Genomic DNA, 17,962 nt, shown 5'->3' with positions numbered 1-17,962 from the left:
AATTACCTGGACAGAACATGGCAACGACCTCTTACCCCGTTAATCCCGCCCTTACCGCCATTGCGATGGTGTACAGCAACCCAGCGGTGACGCTGATTGCCGATACGGTGATGCCCCGCGTGCCCACCGCTAAAAAGTTCATGTGGTCGAACTACGACGTAGCCCAAGGCTACACCGTGCCACAGACCCTGGTGGGCCGCAAGAGTGTGCCGACCGAGGTGGACTTCACCGGCACCCTGGTGCCCGACGAAGTGAAGGACTACGGCCTGGACGATGTGGTGCCCAATGATGAAGTGCAGGCCTGGGCGGATAGCCCCAAGCCTGAACGTGGTGGCCCACCCAACCCGCTGGACGTAAGCACCATGCTGGTGACCAAGCTGCTGGGCCTGGACCGAGAGGTGCGCGTTGCGGGCCAAGTGTTCAACACGGCCAACTATGCGGGGGGCAATACCGCTACCTTGAGCGGCACCAGCCAGTGGAGCGACTTTGCCAACAGCAACCCACTGGATGCACTGCTGGCAGCGCTGGATGTGCCGGTGTTTCGGCCCAACCTGGCGGTGTTCGGCCAGGCCACGTTTACCAAGCTGCGCCAGCACCCGAAGATCGTGCAGGCGGTGTTTGGCACGGCACAGACCGGTGGCGTGGTGACGCGTGACCAATTGGCCCAGGTGTTGGAAATCAAACAGGTGGTGGTGGGCGCTGGCTTTGTGAACACGGCCCGCAAAGGCCAGGCCGTCAACAACCAGCGTGTGTGGGGCAAGCATGCAGCCCTGCTGTACATCGACCCTGAAGCGGCAATGGCGCAGCAGCCGTGCTGGGGCTTTACGGCCCAGTGGGGTGACAAGGTGGCGGGCGATATGCCCGAACCCAAGATGGGCATCCGCGGCTCGCAACGGGTGCGGGTGGCGGAGTCGGTCAAAGAAGTGTTCAGCAGCCCGGCGCTGGGCTACTTCTTCCAGAACGCGATTGCCTGATTGAGTACCCACGGCTTGCGCAATACGCAAGCCCTGACCCTTTTAAACTTTTGGAGAGACTTATGGCGAAAGCAATTGTGATGGTGGCCCTACTGGCTATCACTCCCATCGAGCACGATGGCGAAATCTACCAACCCGGCGATACGCTGGAAGTGCCCGACACCCAAGCTGATGCGCTGGTGGCAGTAGGTGCGGCCAGCGTGGTGAAAACGCCCACGGACGACGCAGCAAGCGCTGCTACGGCCAAGGCCAAGAAGTAAGACGCCATGGCCTACGCCACACCCGCCTCGTTCGTACAGCGCTTTGGCCTGACCGAGGCCGCCCAGTTGTTAGCGGATGAACAACAGCTGCTGACCACGGACCTGCTGCAGAGCGCTATCAACGTGGCGGGTGGCGGTGCGTGGGCTGGCACGCCTAGCCAGGCGGAAATGGACGCTGCCAACGCTGGGTTGGCCCGGCTGGTGAGGGTGCTGGGCACCACCAGCAACTTCATGGATGGCTACCTGCGCAGCGCGGTGGAACTGCCGCTGGCCCCAGCAGACGCCAATGCTGGCACGCTGGAGGATTGCTGCCTGGGCCTGGCACGCTATGCCATAGCAGACGACAGCGACAACGCCACGGAGCGAATGGACAAAGTGGCCGACACCTGGCGTGCCTGGTTGAAAGATGTGGCCGCAGGCCGTACCCAACTGGTGAGCCCAGCGGGTGTGGGCGCAACCAGCAACGTGAGCGGTAAGACGCGATCCGGGCAGGCAGTGAGCGGGTTTTGCTGGGGTGGCTTTGGGGGCATGCGGTGAGCGGTATTGCACTGACCATTGGTTTTGGCGATGCTGCGCTGACCAGCCATTTGTCACGCCTGGCGGCTGCAGATGCGACCGGATTTAAGGCGGTTCGGCTTGAAATAGGTGACTACCTGGTAGGCGAAATCCAGGACTGCTTGGATGGACAAAAACTGTTTGATGGCACGCCAATGCCACAAAGCCAGGCTGCCATTGACCGCGCTGGAAAAACGTTGATTGAGCACCACCACCTTTATGACAGCTACATACGCCAGCTGACAGGAAACGGGCTGGAAGTGGGCTCCAACAGCATTTATGCCGCTATCCATCACTTTGGTGGTGAAACGGGACGTGGCCATAAAACCAAGATCGAGGCGCGACCGGTAATGGGTATGACCGACGCCCATGAAAAACGCATCGGCGACCTGCTGATTGACCAGATACGGCGGCTGCAATGAGTACCACGCTACTAGACCAGGCCGTAGCTTACATACGTGCCCAGTTCAGCAAAACCGAAGTAGCCGATGTGCAGGACTACGGTGGCGAGTTCAGCAGTGAGGAAGTGGACCAGATCAGCTACAGCTGCCCGGCCATTTTTGTAACGGTGCTGGGCTGGAGCGAGGAAGACAACGGCACACGGTTCAGCGGCAAATACGCACGCAAGGCACGTCTGGCTGCGTTTGTGGTCTACAAGCACGCCAAGCGTGCACAGCGCATGCGCGGGGCCATGGCGCTGGCAGACAAGTTATCGCTGGTGCTGCGCCAATGGACTCCGACGGTGGACAACGCGCAACCGATGCAGGTTGCGCCTCTGGAAGCAGACCCCACGGCAGAAAACCTGTATGGCCGCGCCATGGACAAAAAGGGCCAGGCGCTATGGCTGGTGCGGTGGGAGCAGGCCGAGCGGCCCAACCTGCCCATGCCTGCCTTGGTGAACTGGCTGACGCTGCAGATTGAAGACACGGCCCGCGCCACGCTGGCGGCCACCACTGTTGCTAGCAGCACGCTGGTGGTGACGGAAAAGATCACCCTGATTGCAAACCCTTGATTGGAATTTCAAATGGCTAAAAACACCGCCGACACCTCTACTAGTTCTGCTGCCTCAACCGAAGCCAGCCCTGTGCCTGCAGCAGTACCGCAAGACCCGCCCCGCCTGCACGAGCTGATTACGGTGCAGGTTGCAGAGGGCGTGAGCCTGTTGAACAACGAAACCGGGCAGGACTTTGTGCCTGGTGTGCCCACGCTGCAGACCGTGACGGTAACCACGCTGCGCCGCTTGGCCGATGGTGACCTGGTGCGCGTGAACCCTGTTTAAACGCCCCTTCACCACGCGATCAACCACGGTTTAAAACGAAACAACGGAGTATTTAAATGGCGATTACCAATTTGATGAGCCTCAATTTCCTGGTGCCCTTTGTGGCCGGGAAGATTGACTTCACCCGCGCAATTCGCGGCCAGCGTGGCATGCCACGGCGCTTGCTGCTGGTGGGCCATAAGCTGGCGACTGGCAGCTTGGCGGTTAACACGCTGACGACTATCAGCAATGAGGCAGATGCGATTGTGAAGCTGGGCGAAGGCAGCATGCTGGTGGCTATGTGGCGTGCAGCCAAGGCCAACGCCGACCTGGGCCTGCCGATTGACGTGATTGCAATTGCCCCAGGAAATACGCCTGTGGCGGCAACCTGTGCGATTGTGGTTGCGGGTGCACCCAGTGCTGCCGGTGAAGTGATGCTGTATATCGCTGGGCAACGGGTGAGCACGGGCGTTACCACCAGCGATACCAGCGCCACGATTGCCACCAAGCTGGCAGCGGCAGTGAATGCTTTGCCGAAGCTGCCGGTGACTGCGGCGGTGGCGGGCAGCACGGTGACGCTGACGGCAGACTGGGGCGGCACCACGGGCAATGACATCAATGTGCGCTCGACGTACTACGCCAGCGACGCCCTTGCCACCGGTGTGACGCTGACCATCCCCGGCATGGCCGGTGGCGCGGTAACCCCCGATGTGACCCCGGTAATTGTGGCCATGAACTTGTACCGGGCTACAGAAATCGTGTGCCCCTTCACCGACAGTACGAATATGCTGCTGCTGGAGACGGAGCTGGCAACCCGCTGGCTGCAAAACAATATGCAGGATGGCATGGTGGTGAACTGTGTGCGCGGCACCGAGGCCGTGGTAACGACATGGCTGAACACACGCAATAGCCCACATGTGCACACCATCGCGGTAACCAATGACTGCACCAACCCATGGGAGACTGCCGCGATGGCGGGTGCGGCGATTGAAAGCAGTGCAGCCATTGACCCTGCGGTGGGGCCAACGGCCAAGCTGCTGGGCTACATGGGGCCGGTGCAAGGTGCAGGCTTTGTAACGGACAGCATGAACAACCTGCTGACAAAGGGTGGTTCGCCGTTGAACAACGCTGCCGACTACACGGCTAGCTTGTTCCGTATGGTGACCAATTACAAGACCAGCGCGGGTGGTGCCCCTGACCGCAGCATGGCGGAGATGTGCTGGCTGAAGACCATGAGTTACTACCGCTGGTACCGGGTGACCGAGTTCCAGAACAAGTACAACAACATGGGCTACAAGCTGGGGCAGTACGTGACACAGCCCATCCCCGGCCAGAAGATCATGACGGTGGACTTGGCCAAGGAGATCATGATTGGCTTGTACAAAATCTTTATTGACGCCGGGCTGTGCCAGAACATGGCTTATTACATCTCGACCCTGAACGCCGAGATTGATGCCCCTAACGGCAAGCTCAAGATCACCGATGAACCCGTGATCTTGACCCAGCACTACCAGACCGAAATCAGCAGCGGCGTGGTGGCAGGCCAAGTTTAAAACCGACGCTAAAAGGAGCCAACCATGGCAGGCGAAAACCAACTATTTCATATCGACACGATCATTGCAGACGGCCAGGTGCTGGCGTTTGAAGATAGTTCGGGCTCCATCTCGGGTGCCGCGGGCTTTGAGAATGACGAGAAGCTCAGCGCTAGCGGCGACGACTTTGTGCTGCGCAAACGCGTAGTGCGCATGCTGAAGGCTAAGCTGCAGTGGGGCACCACAGCGGACCCTAAGACATACGCGAACATGAGCAATATCCAGATTGCGATGCGTGACAGCTTTACCGGGCGTAAGTGCTTGGCACCTAAGGCGACGTTCAAGTCGCTGGGTGATATTGGTGGAGGCACGGTGGATATTGCATTCATCTTGAACGCGGAATTGCAGTGGCTGTAGGCTGAGCAAACTTTGACGACGAAAAAGGCCGGGTATCCCCCGGCCTTTTGCTTTGGTGAACTACTTCACCAGGCCCAAACAGCCCCGCCCCGGCACAGTACGAGGCATGGATACACAAACACCCCTCTCTGCACCAGTCCAGTCGATTGGCGACCTCTATACCTTGATCCTGGTAGACGGCCTACCAGTCGAAAGTGGCGGCAAGACGCTGCGCTACCGGACTGTGGGGCTGCGTGAAACCACGGTGGCCGATGAACGAGCAGCCCAGCGTATGGCCGAGCGGGTGGTGATGGTGGGCGGTGCCCCAAAGCTGTTGCAAAGCGAAGCAGACTTTCGGTATGCCTTGACGCTGCGGCATATCGAGTATCTGTCGTGCGACGGCACCAAGATTCCCCAGGCCGTGCTGGACCTGGACATGCTGGGCAAGCTGAGCACCCACGATTTTGGGCTTATTGAGCAGCGCGTGTTTTTGATCACGCTGGCGGCGGAGCTACGCTACGGGAATATCACCCAGGCGGCGTTTGACAACCTGGTGGCGGGCAAAGCGCCCGAGGGTGTGCCCCCGGCATCCCCACAGCCCAGTGGCCAGAGTGCAGAGCTGGGACAAGCTGCTGCTGCACCTGGCCCAGGCCCTGCATTGCTCACCGATTACCTTGGAGATGCTGCCACTGGCACGCCTCAAAGCAATGGCGGCTGAGCTGGGCAAGAAAGCCTGACGCGCCATGGCATCCAACCTCAAACTGCGTTACGTCATCGATCTGGTGAGCAACATCGGCGCACGGGCCAAGGCCGACGCGCAGGTGATGAAGCAGGCGCAGGACCAAATGGCGCAGGCGATCACGGGCACATCCAGCAAGTTCGCCAACTGGAACAACCTGACGCATAAGAGCGGGCAGGAGCTGGGGATTCTGCAGGGGGCCATCACTGGCGCGGTGAACAAGTTTGACGCGCTGGACCGCGTGCTGGCCAAGGTGGGCACCAATACCAGCGTAGAGCGCCAGATTGGCTATTTGCAGCGGCTGGCCAGCGTGGCGGACATGGCCCAGAACAAAGTGCGGCACATGCAGCAGTCACTGGCCCAGGGCATCGACAAAGCCCCGCAGAAATTTGCAGAGGCCACAGCGGGCTACTACGGTGCCAAAGCCATGGTGGCCCCGCCGATTCGGGCGTTTGCCAATCTGGAAGCGGCTGAAACCGAGCTGAAGATTGCCATGATGAGCAAGGGTGGCAAGGTGTCTGCTGACTATGACGCCATCCGCAAGATTGCGGTGGACCAAGGCAACAAGCTGCCAGGCTCTACCAAGGATATGACGGCAGCAGCCACAGAGCTGATATCCCTGGGTATAACCCCGCAGGCTGTCAAGAATGGTGGCCTGGTGGCATCGACCAACCTGGGCGTGGTGCTGGGCATGCCGCAAACGGGTGCGGCCATGACTACTGCAAAGTTGCGAGAGGCCTACAGCTTAAAAGACGAAGAGTTGCCATTGATGGCCGACGTAGTGCAGCGCAACCGTTTTGCTGGCGGCATTTCTCCTGAAGAGCTGGTGATGGCCGCGAAGTACCAGGCCCCCATCATCAATGCGCTAGGCATGGGTGGCTTGAAGGGGATGAATGACGTGCTCACGGTCCAGGGCATGGCCAACCAAAAAGGCATGAATGGCGGGGAGTTCGGCACCAACTTTGCCGAAATGCTGACGCGCCTGGCTACTGGGCCAAAGGCTTTGGAAGAGGCCAAGAAGGGTATTAAGGCGGACGCCAGCGAGCGGCTGGACAAGCTCAATATCAAGTTCGACTTTTTTGATGAAAACGGGCAGCTTAAAAAGAAAGATGGCAGCGCGGTAAAGGGAATTTTTTCGGAACTGGAGAAGTTCAACCAGATCAAGAACAAAGATGGGACTTCGGACGACCAGACAAAGCTGGAGGTGGCGAAGGCTCTATTCGGCAGTGAAGGCGGACGGCCCGCACTGATCATGGCCCAGGCGGGTGTGGGCGGGTTTGAAGCCGCTCAAGCGCGGGTGACCGACCAGGCGTCCCTGGACGAACGGATTGACGTAAAGCTGAGCACTTTCGCATCCAAGCTGGAAGCCCTGGGCGGCACGATTGAGAACGTGATGGCGCAGATCGGTGGGCAAACCGGCAAGGCACTGAAGCCCGTGATGGATACAGCAAACGACGCGCTGGGTGGACCGGTTGCGGGGTTTCTAGACGCGCACCCAACTGCGGGCACGGCGGCTTTGGGTATTGGTGGGGCGCTGGGTGCGTATATCAGCGGGCGCGCGGGTGGTGCTTTGTTAAAGATGCTGGGACTACGTGGCGCTCCCGCAGCAGCGGCGGCCGCTGCGGAAGGTGGCGCAGCAGCTACCGGCGGGACGGCTCTTGCTGCAGCCGTGCCAGCTGCAACAGCGGTTGCGGGTCTGTTTGCGGGCTATGAGCTATTCAGGTTAGGGGATGCGGTAAACCAGTTGCATGAGGCTAAATCTCGTGACGGTGTAACGCTGACACCGGAGGCTCGTGCCCGTCTTCAAGCGGGTGATGCCGCTATGGCCCCAGCGAGTGGTAGCGCCCTGCGCTTTGGTTCTGGTGCTACGCCGTGGCAAATGCCACCCATGGACTTTCTGACACTGACGGCGCCAGGTGCCAGCCCACAAAGCCTTGGTGCTGGAAAGAGCACAGAAATCAAGGTGGGCGAAGGCCGCATGGTGATCGACGTGCGTGTATCTGGCGACCCGACCGCCAGCGCCACGGCCAGCGTGCTGCAACAGCCATCGCTGATCCGCATCAACCCCGGCAATACCAACCCAGGAGGAAACCGCTGATGGCCGACCTATGGCTAGACCAACTGCGACCCGCGAAGTTTCGCAACGTGGCCTTTCAGGTAGACACGATTGAGCACTCTGCGGGCTACCACACTGTGCTACGGGAATATCCGTTTCAAGACCTGCCCACAGTGTTCCGCATGGGGCAGGCTGCGGAAGAAATCAAGTTCAGCGCCTATGTGATTGGTGGCGCGTACACGGCAGACCGTGACGAGCTGCGAGCCGCGCTGGATGCCGAGGGTGTGGGTGAGCTGGTGCACCCGACCGCTGGCACGGTCAAGGTGTTTGTGCTGGGCAAGTACAGCATCAAAGAAGCGCCCACCACTGAGGGAGGCATGGCCCGGTTTGAGCTGACGTTTGTGCGGGCGGAGACGCGGCGCTACCCAGCAGGCGTGCCGGACACCCCGCAGCAGGCATTCCGCAAGGCCGAGCTGGCAAAGCAGGCCAGCGCAGATGCGTTTGCGTCCGCCTTTAGCGTGGCGGATAAGCCAGGCTGGGTGGCTGATCGGGCCGTGTCGCGTATTACCGATTCGCTTGGCGCAACGTGGGCAAGCATCAAGGGGGTTACCGATGGGCTGGGCGACTTTACGAATACGGTGATTGGCAACTACCAGGCACTGCGCGACGGGCTGAACAACCTGGTGCGCACGCCCCGCCTCCTGGCCGATGCGCTGGTGACGCTGTTTACCCTGCCGCATGACTTGACCACTGCTGCGGCGCGAGACTTTGCAACGGCCTTTGAAAGCATTTTTGACGTGACTAAAAGGGTCACAAAAAAGGATTTTGAAGTGTCCATCATGCCTGCCGTGGGTGCGGGATTGGTGATCTACGGCACGGGCAATGCCGACGTGTTGGGACTGGCCACACCTGCGCGGGCACAGCTTGCGGCGCTGACGGTGGCGAGCGATCAGCTGTTTGAATCCTTGGCTGTTGCTGCTTGGACGCAGGCGGTGTCGGCGGCGGAATTGACCAGCTATGGGGATGCGCTGACCTTGCGGGCTACGGTGAACACCCAGTGCACCCGGCTACTGCTGCGGGCATCGACGCAGGCGGCGAGTAACGATCTGCCAACCACGGTGGTGACCAGCACGGTGGGTGGCACGGCCACCACGGGTAGCACGGTGAATGGCGAGGCGGTGCCGCCGTGGCATGACGCGATGCTGGGGCTGTTGGTGGCCTCGTTGGCCGACATCCAGGGCCGCAGCCGTGACCTGGCCAGGCTGACAACCTACACGCCCAGTAGCTGGATGCCGGTATGGCTGGTGAGCTACAAGCTGTATGGCACAGCCAGCTACGCCGATGAAATCCTGGCGCTGAACCCCAGCATCACGCACCCACTGTTATTGCAGCCTGGCGTAGCTTTACAGGTGCCGCTACATGGCTAGCACCGCACAGGCGGGTGAAGACCGCTACACCCGTGACCAGGCCCAGATCGAGGTGGTGGTGAATGGCCTGGCCTACGCGGGCTGGCTGCAAAGCGAGGTGGACCGCAACCTGGAGAATGTCTCGGGCACGTTCAGCATTCCGGTGTCGATGGTACCGGGGGATGTGCCCAAGATAAAGCGCCAGGATGAGGTGCAGGTGCGCATTGGCACCGAGGTGGTGATCACCGGCTATGTGCTGTCTGCGGAGCCGTTTTACCGTCGGGATGACTGCGGCATGCAGATTGTGGGCCGGGACCGTACGGGCGACCTGGTGCGCTGCTCTGCCATCTACAAGGGCGGCCAGTGGCGTGGAGCCAAGATCGACCGGATCATCAAGGACATTGCCAGCCCGTTTGGCCTGAAAGTGCAGACCGATACCGACATTGGCGACCCGGTGCAAGACTTCAAGCTGTGGCATGGCGAGACGGCCCTGGATGCCATATCCCGTGCGGCCCGGCTGCGCGGTGTGCTGGTGACGCGGGACAACGCCGGGCGGCTGCTGCTGACCAAGGCGGGAAAGCTGCGTTTCAAGGGCGCCATCGTGCGCGGCCAGAACGTGATCAGCATGCAGGGCATGGGCTCTGACGACAACCGGCACAGCCACTATTTTGCCTATGGCCAGTGCAACACGGTGGCCGACTTTGAGGCGGCGCGCAGCCTGAAGGCGGTGGCACTGGATGACGAGATGCAGCGCTATCTGCCCCTGGTGATCAACGCCGATGGCAACACGACGCAGGCGGAGTTGCAAACGCTGGTGGCGCACACCATGCGGGTGCGCCGTGGCCATGCCATGGGCCTGCGCTACGTGGTGGAGGGCTGGACCTTTGAGGGTGCACCCTGGCCACTGAACCAGCGTGTGGCCATCTATGACGATGTGGCGTGCATCAGTGGGCAGGAATGGCTGATTTGCGGGGTAAAGCAGACGTGCAGCTTGCAAGACGGCGACGTGACCGAATTGACGGTGCGCCCTGTAGAGGCCTATGACACGGCCCCGCTCAAAACCAAAATGAAGCACCGCAACTGGGGCAACAGGGGCAACACCAGCGACCACCCACGTGGCCCATCGGACAAGGCAAACTGACATGATGATGGGTAACTTTTTGCGCCGGGCACGCATCCGGGGCCTGAAAGAGGGCAAGGTGCAGACCGGGCGGGTGGAAATGCTGGAATTTGATGCCAAGGATGCCGCAGAGCGTTGGCAGGACTACGGCTTTAGCGCGCAGCCCATCGACGGGCAGGGGTTGGTGATCAATGCCGGTGGCCACACCATCATTTTGCGTATGGACCGCATTGCCGAGCGGCCCACGCTGGCGGCCTATGACGTGAGCGTGTGGCACAAAGAAGGGCACAGCGTGACGCTGAAGGCCGGGCGGCTGGTGCAGGTGGATTGCGATGCCTATGTGGTCAATACCAAAACCTACCAGGTGAATGCGAACACCTTCCAGGTGAGCGCCAGCACCAGCGCCAGCCTGACAAGCCCGGTGACCAACGTGTCGGCTGCGCTGAATGTAGCGGGCAATGCGGCATTTAGCGGTGCCAGCATCACGCACGCGAGCAAGAATATCGGTGGTGGGCACACGCACAGCAATGTGCAGCCGGGCTCGGGCACTTCGGGCGGGCCGACCTAACAGCGGTTGACTGGCCTCTGGTGAACCACTTCACCAGGCCAAAACGGGGGGTAAAAAAGACACTGGCTGCATGTTTGATGTAGCCACCCGCCCCCAACCCAACACCACCGACGCGGCCAGCGTGTTCGGCGTTCCGTTCGACTGGCGGCTGGTAACGCCCAGCCCGGCCAGCAGCTATCCGTGGAAGGACTTTGTACAGCCCAGCGGCGTGCCGCTGGTGTATGCCGATGTGCTGGCCACCTATGCGCTGGCGCTGGAGGACTCGCTACAGACGGCCATTATCTTGTCCCTGTTCACCGACCGCCGCGCTACGGTGGACGACAAGCTGCCCTTGCACGATACCGACCGTCGCGGCTGGGTGGGCGATGAGTTCATGGCCACCGACTTTGATACGCGGCCCGACCCCTGGGGTTCGCGCCTGTGGCTGTGCTACTGGGGCAAGGCCAGTGGCGATGTGCTGGAGGCGGCACGCTTTGCGGCAACTGAGTCGCTGGACTGGATGCTGCAGGCTGGCATTGCCAGCAAGGTGGAAGTGACGGCGCAGTGGGTAGGCGAGCGCATGGACCGCCTGGCCGTGCGGCCCACCATCTACCAGCCGCGCCAAACCCGCCCGGTGTATGACGTGCTGTGGGGCACCAGCGTGCAGAGGGCTGCGCAATGAGCACTACACCTCTGGGCACCACGATTCCGTCTATATCCGACCTACAACAGAATGCAGCCCGGCTGCTGCAACAGTCGCTGGCCAGCGCACAGCAGTCAGCTGGCCCTGCAGCGGTAACCAGTGTGGCCGACCTGGACCTGGCGCGCAGCAACATAGCTGCGCTGGCGTTTGTAGAGGCCATGGGCTTGCATGGTGCGTACCGCTATTTGCGCGACTTCATTGCCCGCCAGGCCATCCCCATCAAGTCAGCGGGTGAATTCCTGGACGGCTGGCTGGCCACCTATGGCATGCAGCGCAAGGAAGCCGCCGCCGCCATGGGCACTGTTAGCGGCACAGGGGTTGTGGCCACGCTGCTGACCACCGGCACCGTGCTGCAGACCACAGACGGGCGGCAATACAAGGTGAGTGCCGATGTGGCCGTAGCGGCGGACGGCACGGTGACGGCCAGCGTGATTGCCCTGGTAGCCGGAGCGGCCAGCAACCTGAATGCCGCCACCGCTTTGACGCTGGTGTCTGCCCTCAATGGCATTGACGCGGCTTTCGCCACTGCTGCGGGTATCAGCGCTGGGGCCGATTTGGAGACGGATGCCCAGGCCATCTACCGCCTGCAGCAGCGCCTGAGCAATGAGCCCATGGGTGGTTGCCCTGCGGACTATGCGCGCTGGGCGCTGAGCGTGGCTGGTATCACCCGTGCCTGGGGCCTGCGCAATCCGGCTGGAGCTACGACTGCTGGGGTAATCATCATGGCCGATGGCAACGCATCGCCTGGCCTGCCCACCACGGTGCAGCAGGGCTTGGTGCGCGACTACATCCGCGACCCCAAGCGCGGTCCACCGGATGAACTGTTTGTGATCATTCCTACACCGGTGACCGTCAATGTCACGCTCAACGTATCGCCCGACACGGCGGCGATCCGGGCCGGGGTGGTGACGGCGCTGCAAGACCTGTTTTTTAGAGAGGCGGTACCGGGAGGCTCTATTCCGCACAGCCATCTCAAGCAGGTGATCAGCGAAGTCACAGGTGAATACAACCATACGATCAGCGCCCCGGCCTTGACCGAGGGCGGGCTGTTCACGGTCAGCACCTTTGACCGGTTGCTGGTGCTGGGTACGGTGGGCTTCGTCTGATATGGATAAGTTCTGGCAAGCCCTCGCCGCCCTGCTGCCCACCGGCTTCGCATGGCCACGCAATCCAAATTCGACCCTGATGCAGGTCATGCGGGCATTGGCGTTCAGTTTTAACGAACTGCATGAGTTCACCAAGCTGACCGCCAAGCAGTGGCAGCCGCACCAGACCATCACACGCCTAGCGGAGTGGGAAGAAGCCACGGGCCTGCCCGATGCCTGCTTCGGCACCAGCCAGAGCGATGACCTGCGCCGCAAGCTGCTGCTGTCGCGCTTGCGCGGCCCGGTGCTGACCTATACCGATTCCAGCCCAGCCAGCACGGGTGCGCTGGTGGCCATTTGCGCCTGGCTGGGCTACCAGGCCACCGTGGCCTACAACACGCCGTTCCGCTGCGGCGTGAACCGTGTGGGTGACCGACTGGGGGCGCTGGACGGCCAGCTGTACGTGACGGTGACCCTGCAATCCACGTATTTCCGCGTCGGTGTTGCGCGGGTGGGTAACCGGCTACTGCAAGGGCAGCTGAATGGCGGGGAGCTGATGTGCTACCTGAAACGGGTGGTGCCTGCGCGCTATGCCCTCAATGTGATTTTTGTTTGATTGGGATGAACGATGGACTACACGCTCAGTAATAGTTATGCCACCGATGCTGGCACAGGGTTTCGCAGGCACTTGCAGGCGCAGGCCGTGCCTACGGCAGTGTCTGACTTGGATATGAACCAGCTTATTTGGGAGCTGATGGCGGTTGTGACGGCTGGTGGGCAGGTGGGGGCGCAGTTTGATCCGGCTGTACCTGCCAGCTACACCAAAGTTTTGGCGGCATTGCGAAGCGCTGGGGTGTTTACGACCGCACCCCAGTTTGATAGCACTACGAAGGTGGCGACGATGGCTGCGGTGCAGCGGGCACTTGGTAATCGCAGCGGGTATGTGATTTTTAACGCCAATCAAATACTCGGTAACGCGGCTTTCGGCGGAGTTTACGAGTCGAGCGGCTCGTCGTCGCTCACGTGCCAATTGCCGTCTGCGGCTGCTTATCCAGGCGGAGTTGTTTCGCTGTGCAACAACCAATCGTCCGGCACTCTTACTGCGTCAAGTGCGGGGGGGATTTTTTATGGACCGGGTTACCCCGGTGGCGTAGCGACGGTGGTATTGCCATCACGCGTTTCTGCCGACTTTGTATCCGACGGCACGAATTGGAAGGTCTTCCTTGGGGCCGGGATTACATCATCGAGTCTTGCGGCCAACGGGTGGAAAAAATATCCCGACCTCAACAGTCCGACAGGCTGCACGATTGAGCAGTGGGGAACTCTGGCGGACGCGGCCTGGACTACAAACGTCGAACGCACTCAGTCGCTCCCGATCACGTTCCCTAACGTGGCACTGAATGTCGTGTGCTCAAGCGGGAATGCTAGCTATGCCACTGCTGCTAACGCCCGCTTTTTATCCACGTCTCAAATAGCCCTTTGCGCGGCAAATGGTGGGTCACAGACGGTGAACTGGCGTGCTACTGGCTACTAATTTAAGGAGGTTTGACATGCGATTTTCACTATCAACTTGCGGTTTTTACCCAAAATTCGAGAGCTATCCAGCGCTGCCCGCTGATGTGATTGACATCACAGATGCCGAATATCTGCAAGCCATGCACCTACAGGCCGGCGAGAAGCTGGATGTAATCAACGGCGCACTTGTCATCGTGCCTGCCCCAGCGCCAAGCGCTGCCGACGTGATGGCGGCTACGGCCTCAGCCATGACTTCGGCGGTGCAAGACCACATGGACAAACAGGCGCGCACCCACGGCTACGACAACCTGCTGTCGGCCATCAGCTACGCAGACGAACCTGCTGTGCCCAAATATCAGGTCGATGGCCAAGCTTTTCGCGCTTGGCGCTCGCTTGTCTGGGCCAAGTGCCATGAGCTATTGGCGCAGGTGCAAGCGGGTGCGTTACCCGTACCCACCGAAGCCGAACTTCTGGCCATGCTGCCACCAGCACCGGCTATCGCGCCTCAATAAGCGCGGTTTGAAGCGACTTTGAAAGCTGTTTAAACCATGAGTCCCATCGCAATCACACGCCAAAGCTCCATCCTGTTCTTTGGCCGCGAAGGCACCATGAACCCTGTAGCCAGCGTACAGGTGGCCATCATGGGGGAATGCGCGTTTCTATATAGCTTGATGGGGCCAGGCTTCTATGAACACCTGGCAGAGCACGGCCTGGCCGAGTTTGAAAAGCTGGGGCTGCATTACATGTATGCAGCCGTGTCCGATGCGCACCTGCGGCTGATGCGCCGCAAGCTGAAGCTGGCGCAGGTGACGTACCTATTCAAGAACCGGACTGCCGGGCACTTGCTCAACTGGGTGCTGATCACGACCAAAGCACCTGAATCCGAAAACCCGCACCGCCCGGAAGGCGGCACTTTACGAAAGCACGGTATGTCCACCTCTGACAACACGATTGAAGCCGAAATCCAAGCCAAGGGCTTGACAGCTCCCCGCGTAACGCCTGCACGCATTGAAGAAGTGATTGCCACCGAGCATTACTTCACCGGCTGGGATGGTGCGCTGTCGGCTGGTAGCACGGGAACGCGGCACCATGAATTAGGCGATGACACCCAAAAACAAGCGCTGGACACCCTGACGTTTTGTGTGCTGGTCCTGCGCAATGGCTTTACGGTCACCGGCGAAAGCGCATGTGCCAGCCCGGAGAACTTCGACGCAGCGATTGGCCGAAAGATCGCCCGTGCCAATGCAGTGCAAAAGATTTGGCCGCTTGAAGGCTACGCGCTCAAGAGCCAATTGGCCGAAGCGGCCTAAAAAAAAACAGGGCGACCAGGAGATCGACTACACCGTCGGCGGTGGAGGGAAAGCGGTAAAGCGTGGTGAACTGATCATCTACAGCTGGGACCGTGATGCAGAGCCCGCTCAGCTGTTCTAGCTGAGCATTGCCGATGCGCCCGTTAAATTTGCCAAAAATGCTGGATCAATTCAAACGTCTTGCTGGATCAAATTAAACGGCGCGCTACTTTTGACCAGCGCGCGGCGCATGACCAGTTTTTGCGCGTGGACCTGGGGCTGCAACAGGAGGTCACCGCGCTTTTACGTACGGCACTGGACTACGGCGTGTGGGACGAGTCGGCCCAGCACATGCAAGACTTCAATCTCGGCTATCTGACACAAAGCTACACGGTGGAGTCGCTGCGCAACCTGGACGTGGACTATGTCGCATTCTTGACTTTGGCGGGCCATCTGCATTCCAGTGTGGATATACGGCGCGGTCGGGTGGAACCTCTGGCGGGTAACGACCCGGTGTTGGCAGGCGCGATGGCGGCTATTTTTGCGCTGCCTCCTGAGGTGCGTGAAAAGGGCGGTGAATTCAAGCGCTGGTTGAAGGGCCAGCCGGTGTTGCTGGTTTTCAGCCCGATACGCATGCGCCAGACGGGTTCCCCGGTTGTGGGCTGGATGCTGATGGCCCGCGAATGGCAGGGCGAGCGGCTGACACGTCTGATGAAGCTAACCGGCAGCCATTTTGTGCTGCGTCCTTCGGGCGCTTTGGCGGACGGGGTGCAGGTCAGCAATGACAGCAGCGCCATCCTGAAAGACACGGCAGGGCCCAGCCAGCTGCAGCTGGTGGTGGATACCCTGCCCACAATGCAGACCCAGAAGGAAACCAGTCAGCTTCTACTGCTGGCCAACGCGCTGGTGCTGGTGGTGCTGGGCGCCCTGGCGGTGGTACTTTTGCTGGATCGCTTAGTGCTCAAACGCCTTGGCAGGTTTGCCCAGCTGGCGCGTAGCCAGCGCAGCACCGACCTGGCTCTGATGCAGCAATGGCCGGTACAGGGCCATGACGAGCTGGACGAGCTAGCCTTGTCGCTGAACACCATGATGGCGGCACTGGGCAAGGCGCGTTCCGGCCTGGAGCGCGATGTGCGCACCGATGCCCTTACCGAACTGGGCAACCGCCGCATGCTGCATGAACAGCTGGACCAACTGCTGGCTTTGCAGCAACGTCAGCCGGGTCTGACTCTGGCAGTGTTGCTGATTGACCTGGACGACTTCAAGCTCATCAACGATTCCCTGGGCCATGCGGCCGGTGATTTTTTGCTGACCAGCATTGCCCGCTCGCTGGAAAAGCTGACGCGTACCAGCGACGTGGTGGTGCGCCTCGGGGGGGATGAGTTCGCTTTGCTGTATGTGGCCCGGGACGACGAGCTGGGCGTGCGGCACTTTGCCGAGCGGGTGCAGGAGACGATCGCCCAGACCCGGCAATACCAGGGCTCCTACCTGACCGTCAGCTGCTCCATGGGCATTTGCTACGCCCACGGCCCTTCGACGAACAAGGACGACCTGCTGCGCAATGCCGACCTGGCCATGTACGACGCAAAGCGGGCGGGCAAGGGCCGCTACAGCTTTTATAGTGAATCGATGCTCGGCAATGTGCAGGAACGCATGCTGCTGGAGCAGCGGCTGCGCGAATGCCTGCGCCTGGATGAGCTGGAGGTGTGGTTCCAGCCCATCGTGGACGCGCGCAACGGCGCTGCGCCCATGATGGAGGCCCTGGCCCGCTGGCCGATGGACGGCGGCTTTTGCCCGCCGGATAAATTTATCCCCATCGCCGAAGAATGCGGTTTGATCGTGGCCCTGGGTATGGCGATTGCCAACAAGGTTGCCGCCGCCTTGCCGACCCTGCTGGCGCAGAACCCGTACACGGTGGTGAACATCAACCTGTCGGCCAAGCAACTGATGGTGACCACCCTGGTGGAAGACATGTGTGAGCTTCTAGACCGCCAAGGCATACCCCGCTCCTGCGTGCATTTCGAGCTGACCGAGTCGGCCGTGGCCAAGGATGCTGAACTGGCCGAGCGCCAGCTGCAGCTGCTGGCCGAGGCGGGTTTTCACTTGCATCTGGACGACTTCGGCACCGGTTACTCGTCGCTGCACCGCCTGCAAAGCCTGCCGTTTTCCACACTCAAGCTGGACCGCTCCTTCGTCACCCTGCTGGGGCGTGGCGATGCGCATATCGCCAAGGTCATCATGGCGCTGGCCGGTGAGCTGGGCGTGGGGGTGATCGCCGAAGGCATAGAAACTGAGCAGCAGCGCGATGCACTGATAGCCCTGGGCTGCCACTGGATGCAGGGCTACTGGTTCGCCCGGCCCATGCCTTTGCCGCAGATGCTGGATTGGCTGAAAAACCGGCCGGGAGCTTAGCAGGCTGCTGAAATACCGCCCACCGACATGCACGCCGACCCCGCCGTTGCCGGAATTTTGAGGATTCGGCGCGCAACGAAGGTCAGACTGCTCGCTTCGAAGCCGATTCGGGCCT

At 60.8% G+C, this 17,962-nt stretch carries 20 protein-coding genes and 1 pseudogene; all 21 read left to right on the top strand.

The window, feature by feature from the left end; translation table 11 throughout:
- Window positions 1–17: 17 nt before the first annotated feature.
- The 21 genes and pseudogenes from AC4BBN_RS22130 to AC4BBN_RS22030 all read left to right on the top strand — a co-directional run bounded on the left by AC4BBN_RS22130 (window position 18) and on the right by AC4BBN_RS22030 (window position 17,847).
- A complete protein-coding gene (locus AC4BBN_RS22130; RefSeq protein ID WP_490594198.1) occupies window positions 18–974 on the top strand; it encodes a major capsid protein in 957 nt (318 codons plus the stop codon).
- A gap of 62 nt (window positions 975–1,036) precedes the next feature.
- A complete protein-coding gene (locus AC4BBN_RS22125) occupies window positions 1,037–1,234 on the top strand; it encodes a DUF7210 family protein (RefSeq protein ID WP_490594197.1) in 198 nt (65 codons plus the stop codon).
- 6 nt (window positions 1,235–1,240) lie between these two features.
- Window positions 1,241–1,771 (top strand): phage protein Gp36 family protein, encoded by a 531-nt coding sequence (locus AC4BBN_RS22120; RefSeq protein ID WP_490594196.1) that lies wholly within the window; start codon window positions 1,241–1,243, stop codon window positions 1,769–1,771.
- On the top strand, window positions 1,768–2,211 hold the full coding sequence (locus AC4BBN_RS22115; RefSeq protein WP_490594195.1) for a phage virion morphogenesis protein: 444 nt from the start codon (window positions 1,768–1,770) through the stop codon (window positions 2,209–2,211). Before AC4BBN_RS22120 ends, AC4BBN_RS22115 begins: the two co-directional genes overlap by 4 nt.
- Complete coding sequence (locus AC4BBN_RS22110; protein ID WP_490594194.1) at window positions 2,208–2,801, top strand: phage protein Gp37; 594 nt, start codon at window positions 2,208–2,210, stop codon at window positions 2,799–2,801. Before AC4BBN_RS22115 ends, AC4BBN_RS22110 begins: the two co-directional genes overlap by 4 nt.
- A gap of 12 nt (window positions 2,802–2,813) precedes the next feature.
- Complete coding sequence (locus tag AC4BBN_RS22105) at window positions 2,814–3,068, top strand: hypothetical protein (protein WP_490594193.1); 255 nt, start codon at window positions 2,814–2,816, stop codon at window positions 3,066–3,068.
- Window positions 3,069–3,124: 56 nt separating this feature from the next.
- Complete coding sequence (locus AC4BBN_RS22100) at window positions 3,125–4,600, top strand: phage tail protein (RefSeq protein WP_490594192.1); 1,476 nt, start codon at window positions 3,125–3,127, stop codon at window positions 4,598–4,600.
- 24 nt (window positions 4,601–4,624) lie between these two features.
- On the top strand, window positions 4,625–4,996 hold the full coding sequence (locus tag AC4BBN_RS22095) for a hypothetical protein (RefSeq protein ID WP_490594191.1): 372 nt from the start codon (window positions 4,625–4,627) through the stop codon (window positions 4,994–4,996).
- Window positions 4,997–5,102: 106 nt separating this feature from the next.
- Window positions 5,103–5,693: a phage tail assembly protein gene (locus tag AC4BBN_RS22090; protein WP_490594190.1), complete on the top strand. Its 591-nt coding sequence runs from the start codon at window positions 5,103–5,105 to the stop codon at window positions 5,691–5,693.
- A gap of 25 nt (window positions 5,694–5,718) precedes the next feature.
- Window positions 5,719–7,812, top strand: coding sequence for a phage tail tape measure protein (locus AC4BBN_RS22085; RefSeq protein ID WP_490594189.1), 2,094 nt, complete (start codon window positions 5,719–5,721; stop codon window positions 7,810–7,812).
- The gene (locus AC4BBN_RS22080; protein ID WP_490594188.1) at window positions 7,812–9,197 is read left to right on the top strand and encodes a DNA circularization protein; all 1,386 of its coding nucleotides are present in this window, start codon (window positions 7,812–7,814) and stop codon (window positions 9,195–9,197) included. The genes AC4BBN_RS22085 and AC4BBN_RS22080 overlap by 1 nt, the downstream gene beginning before the upstream one ends.
- Window positions 9,190–10,317, top strand: coding sequence for a phage baseplate assembly protein (locus AC4BBN_RS22075; RefSeq protein WP_490594187.1), 1,128 nt, complete (start codon window positions 9,190–9,192; stop codon window positions 10,315–10,317). Before AC4BBN_RS22080 ends, AC4BBN_RS22075 begins: the two co-directional genes overlap by 8 nt.
- A 1-nt stretch (window position 10,318) precedes the next feature.
- Window positions 10,319–10,864 (top strand): phage baseplate assembly protein V, encoded by a 546-nt coding sequence (locus tag AC4BBN_RS22070; protein ID WP_490594186.1) that lies wholly within the window; start codon window positions 10,319–10,321, stop codon window positions 10,862–10,864.
- 70 nt (window positions 10,865–10,934) lie between these two features.
- Window positions 10,935–11,525, top strand: a complete 591-nt coding sequence (locus AC4BBN_RS22065; protein ID WP_490594185.1) for a phage GP46 family protein — start codon at window positions 10,935–10,937, stop codon at window positions 11,523–11,525.
- Window positions 11,522–12,652, top strand: coding sequence for a baseplate J/gp47 family protein (locus tag AC4BBN_RS22060; RefSeq protein WP_490594184.1), 1,131 nt, complete (start codon window positions 11,522–11,524; stop codon window positions 12,650–12,652). The genes AC4BBN_RS22065 and AC4BBN_RS22060 overlap by 4 nt, the downstream gene beginning before the upstream one ends.
- Before the next feature lies 1 nt (window position 12,653).
- Window positions 12,654–13,247 carry a putative phage tail protein gene (locus tag AC4BBN_RS22055; protein ID WP_490594183.1) on the top strand — a complete coding sequence of 198 codons (594 nt, stop codon included), beginning with the start codon at window positions 12,654–12,656 and terminating at the stop codon, window positions 13,245–13,247.
- Window positions 13,248–13,259: 12 nt separating this feature from the next.
- Window positions 13,260–14,165, top strand: a complete 906-nt coding sequence (locus tag AC4BBN_RS22050; RefSeq protein WP_490594182.1) for a gp53-like domain-containing protein — start codon at window positions 13,260–13,262, stop codon at window positions 14,163–14,165.
- Between the two features lie 85 nt (window positions 14,166–14,250).
- Entirely contained in the window at window positions 14,251–14,658 is a 408-nt protein-coding gene (locus AC4BBN_RS22045) for a hypothetical protein (protein WP_490594181.1), read from the top strand.
- A 36-nt stretch (window positions 14,659–14,694) separates the two neighbouring features.
- Window positions 14,695–15,456: a Gp49 family protein gene (locus AC4BBN_RS22040; RefSeq protein ID WP_490594180.1), complete on the top strand. Its 762-nt coding sequence runs from the start codon at window positions 14,695–14,697 to the stop codon at window positions 15,454–15,456.
- Window positions 15,457–15,475: 19 nt separating this feature from the next.
- A pseudogene (locus AC4BBN_RS22035) lies at window positions 15,476–15,577 on the top strand (DNA adenine methylase); the annotation flags it as partial.
- A gap of 59 nt (window positions 15,578–15,636) precedes the next feature.
- On the top strand, window positions 15,637–17,847 hold the full coding sequence (locus tag AC4BBN_RS22030) for a putative bifunctional diguanylate cyclase/phosphodiesterase (RefSeq protein ID WP_490594179.1): 2,211 nt from the start codon (window positions 15,637–15,639) through the stop codon (window positions 17,845–17,847).
- The last annotated feature ends 115 nt before the right edge of the window (window positions 17,848–17,962 follow it).

The sequence above is a fragment of the Rhodoferax sp. SPJ21 genome (genome assembly GCF_058216335.1).
Note: the sequence above shows the minus strand (reverse complement) of the source record. Positions and strands in the feature narration are given on the sequence as shown.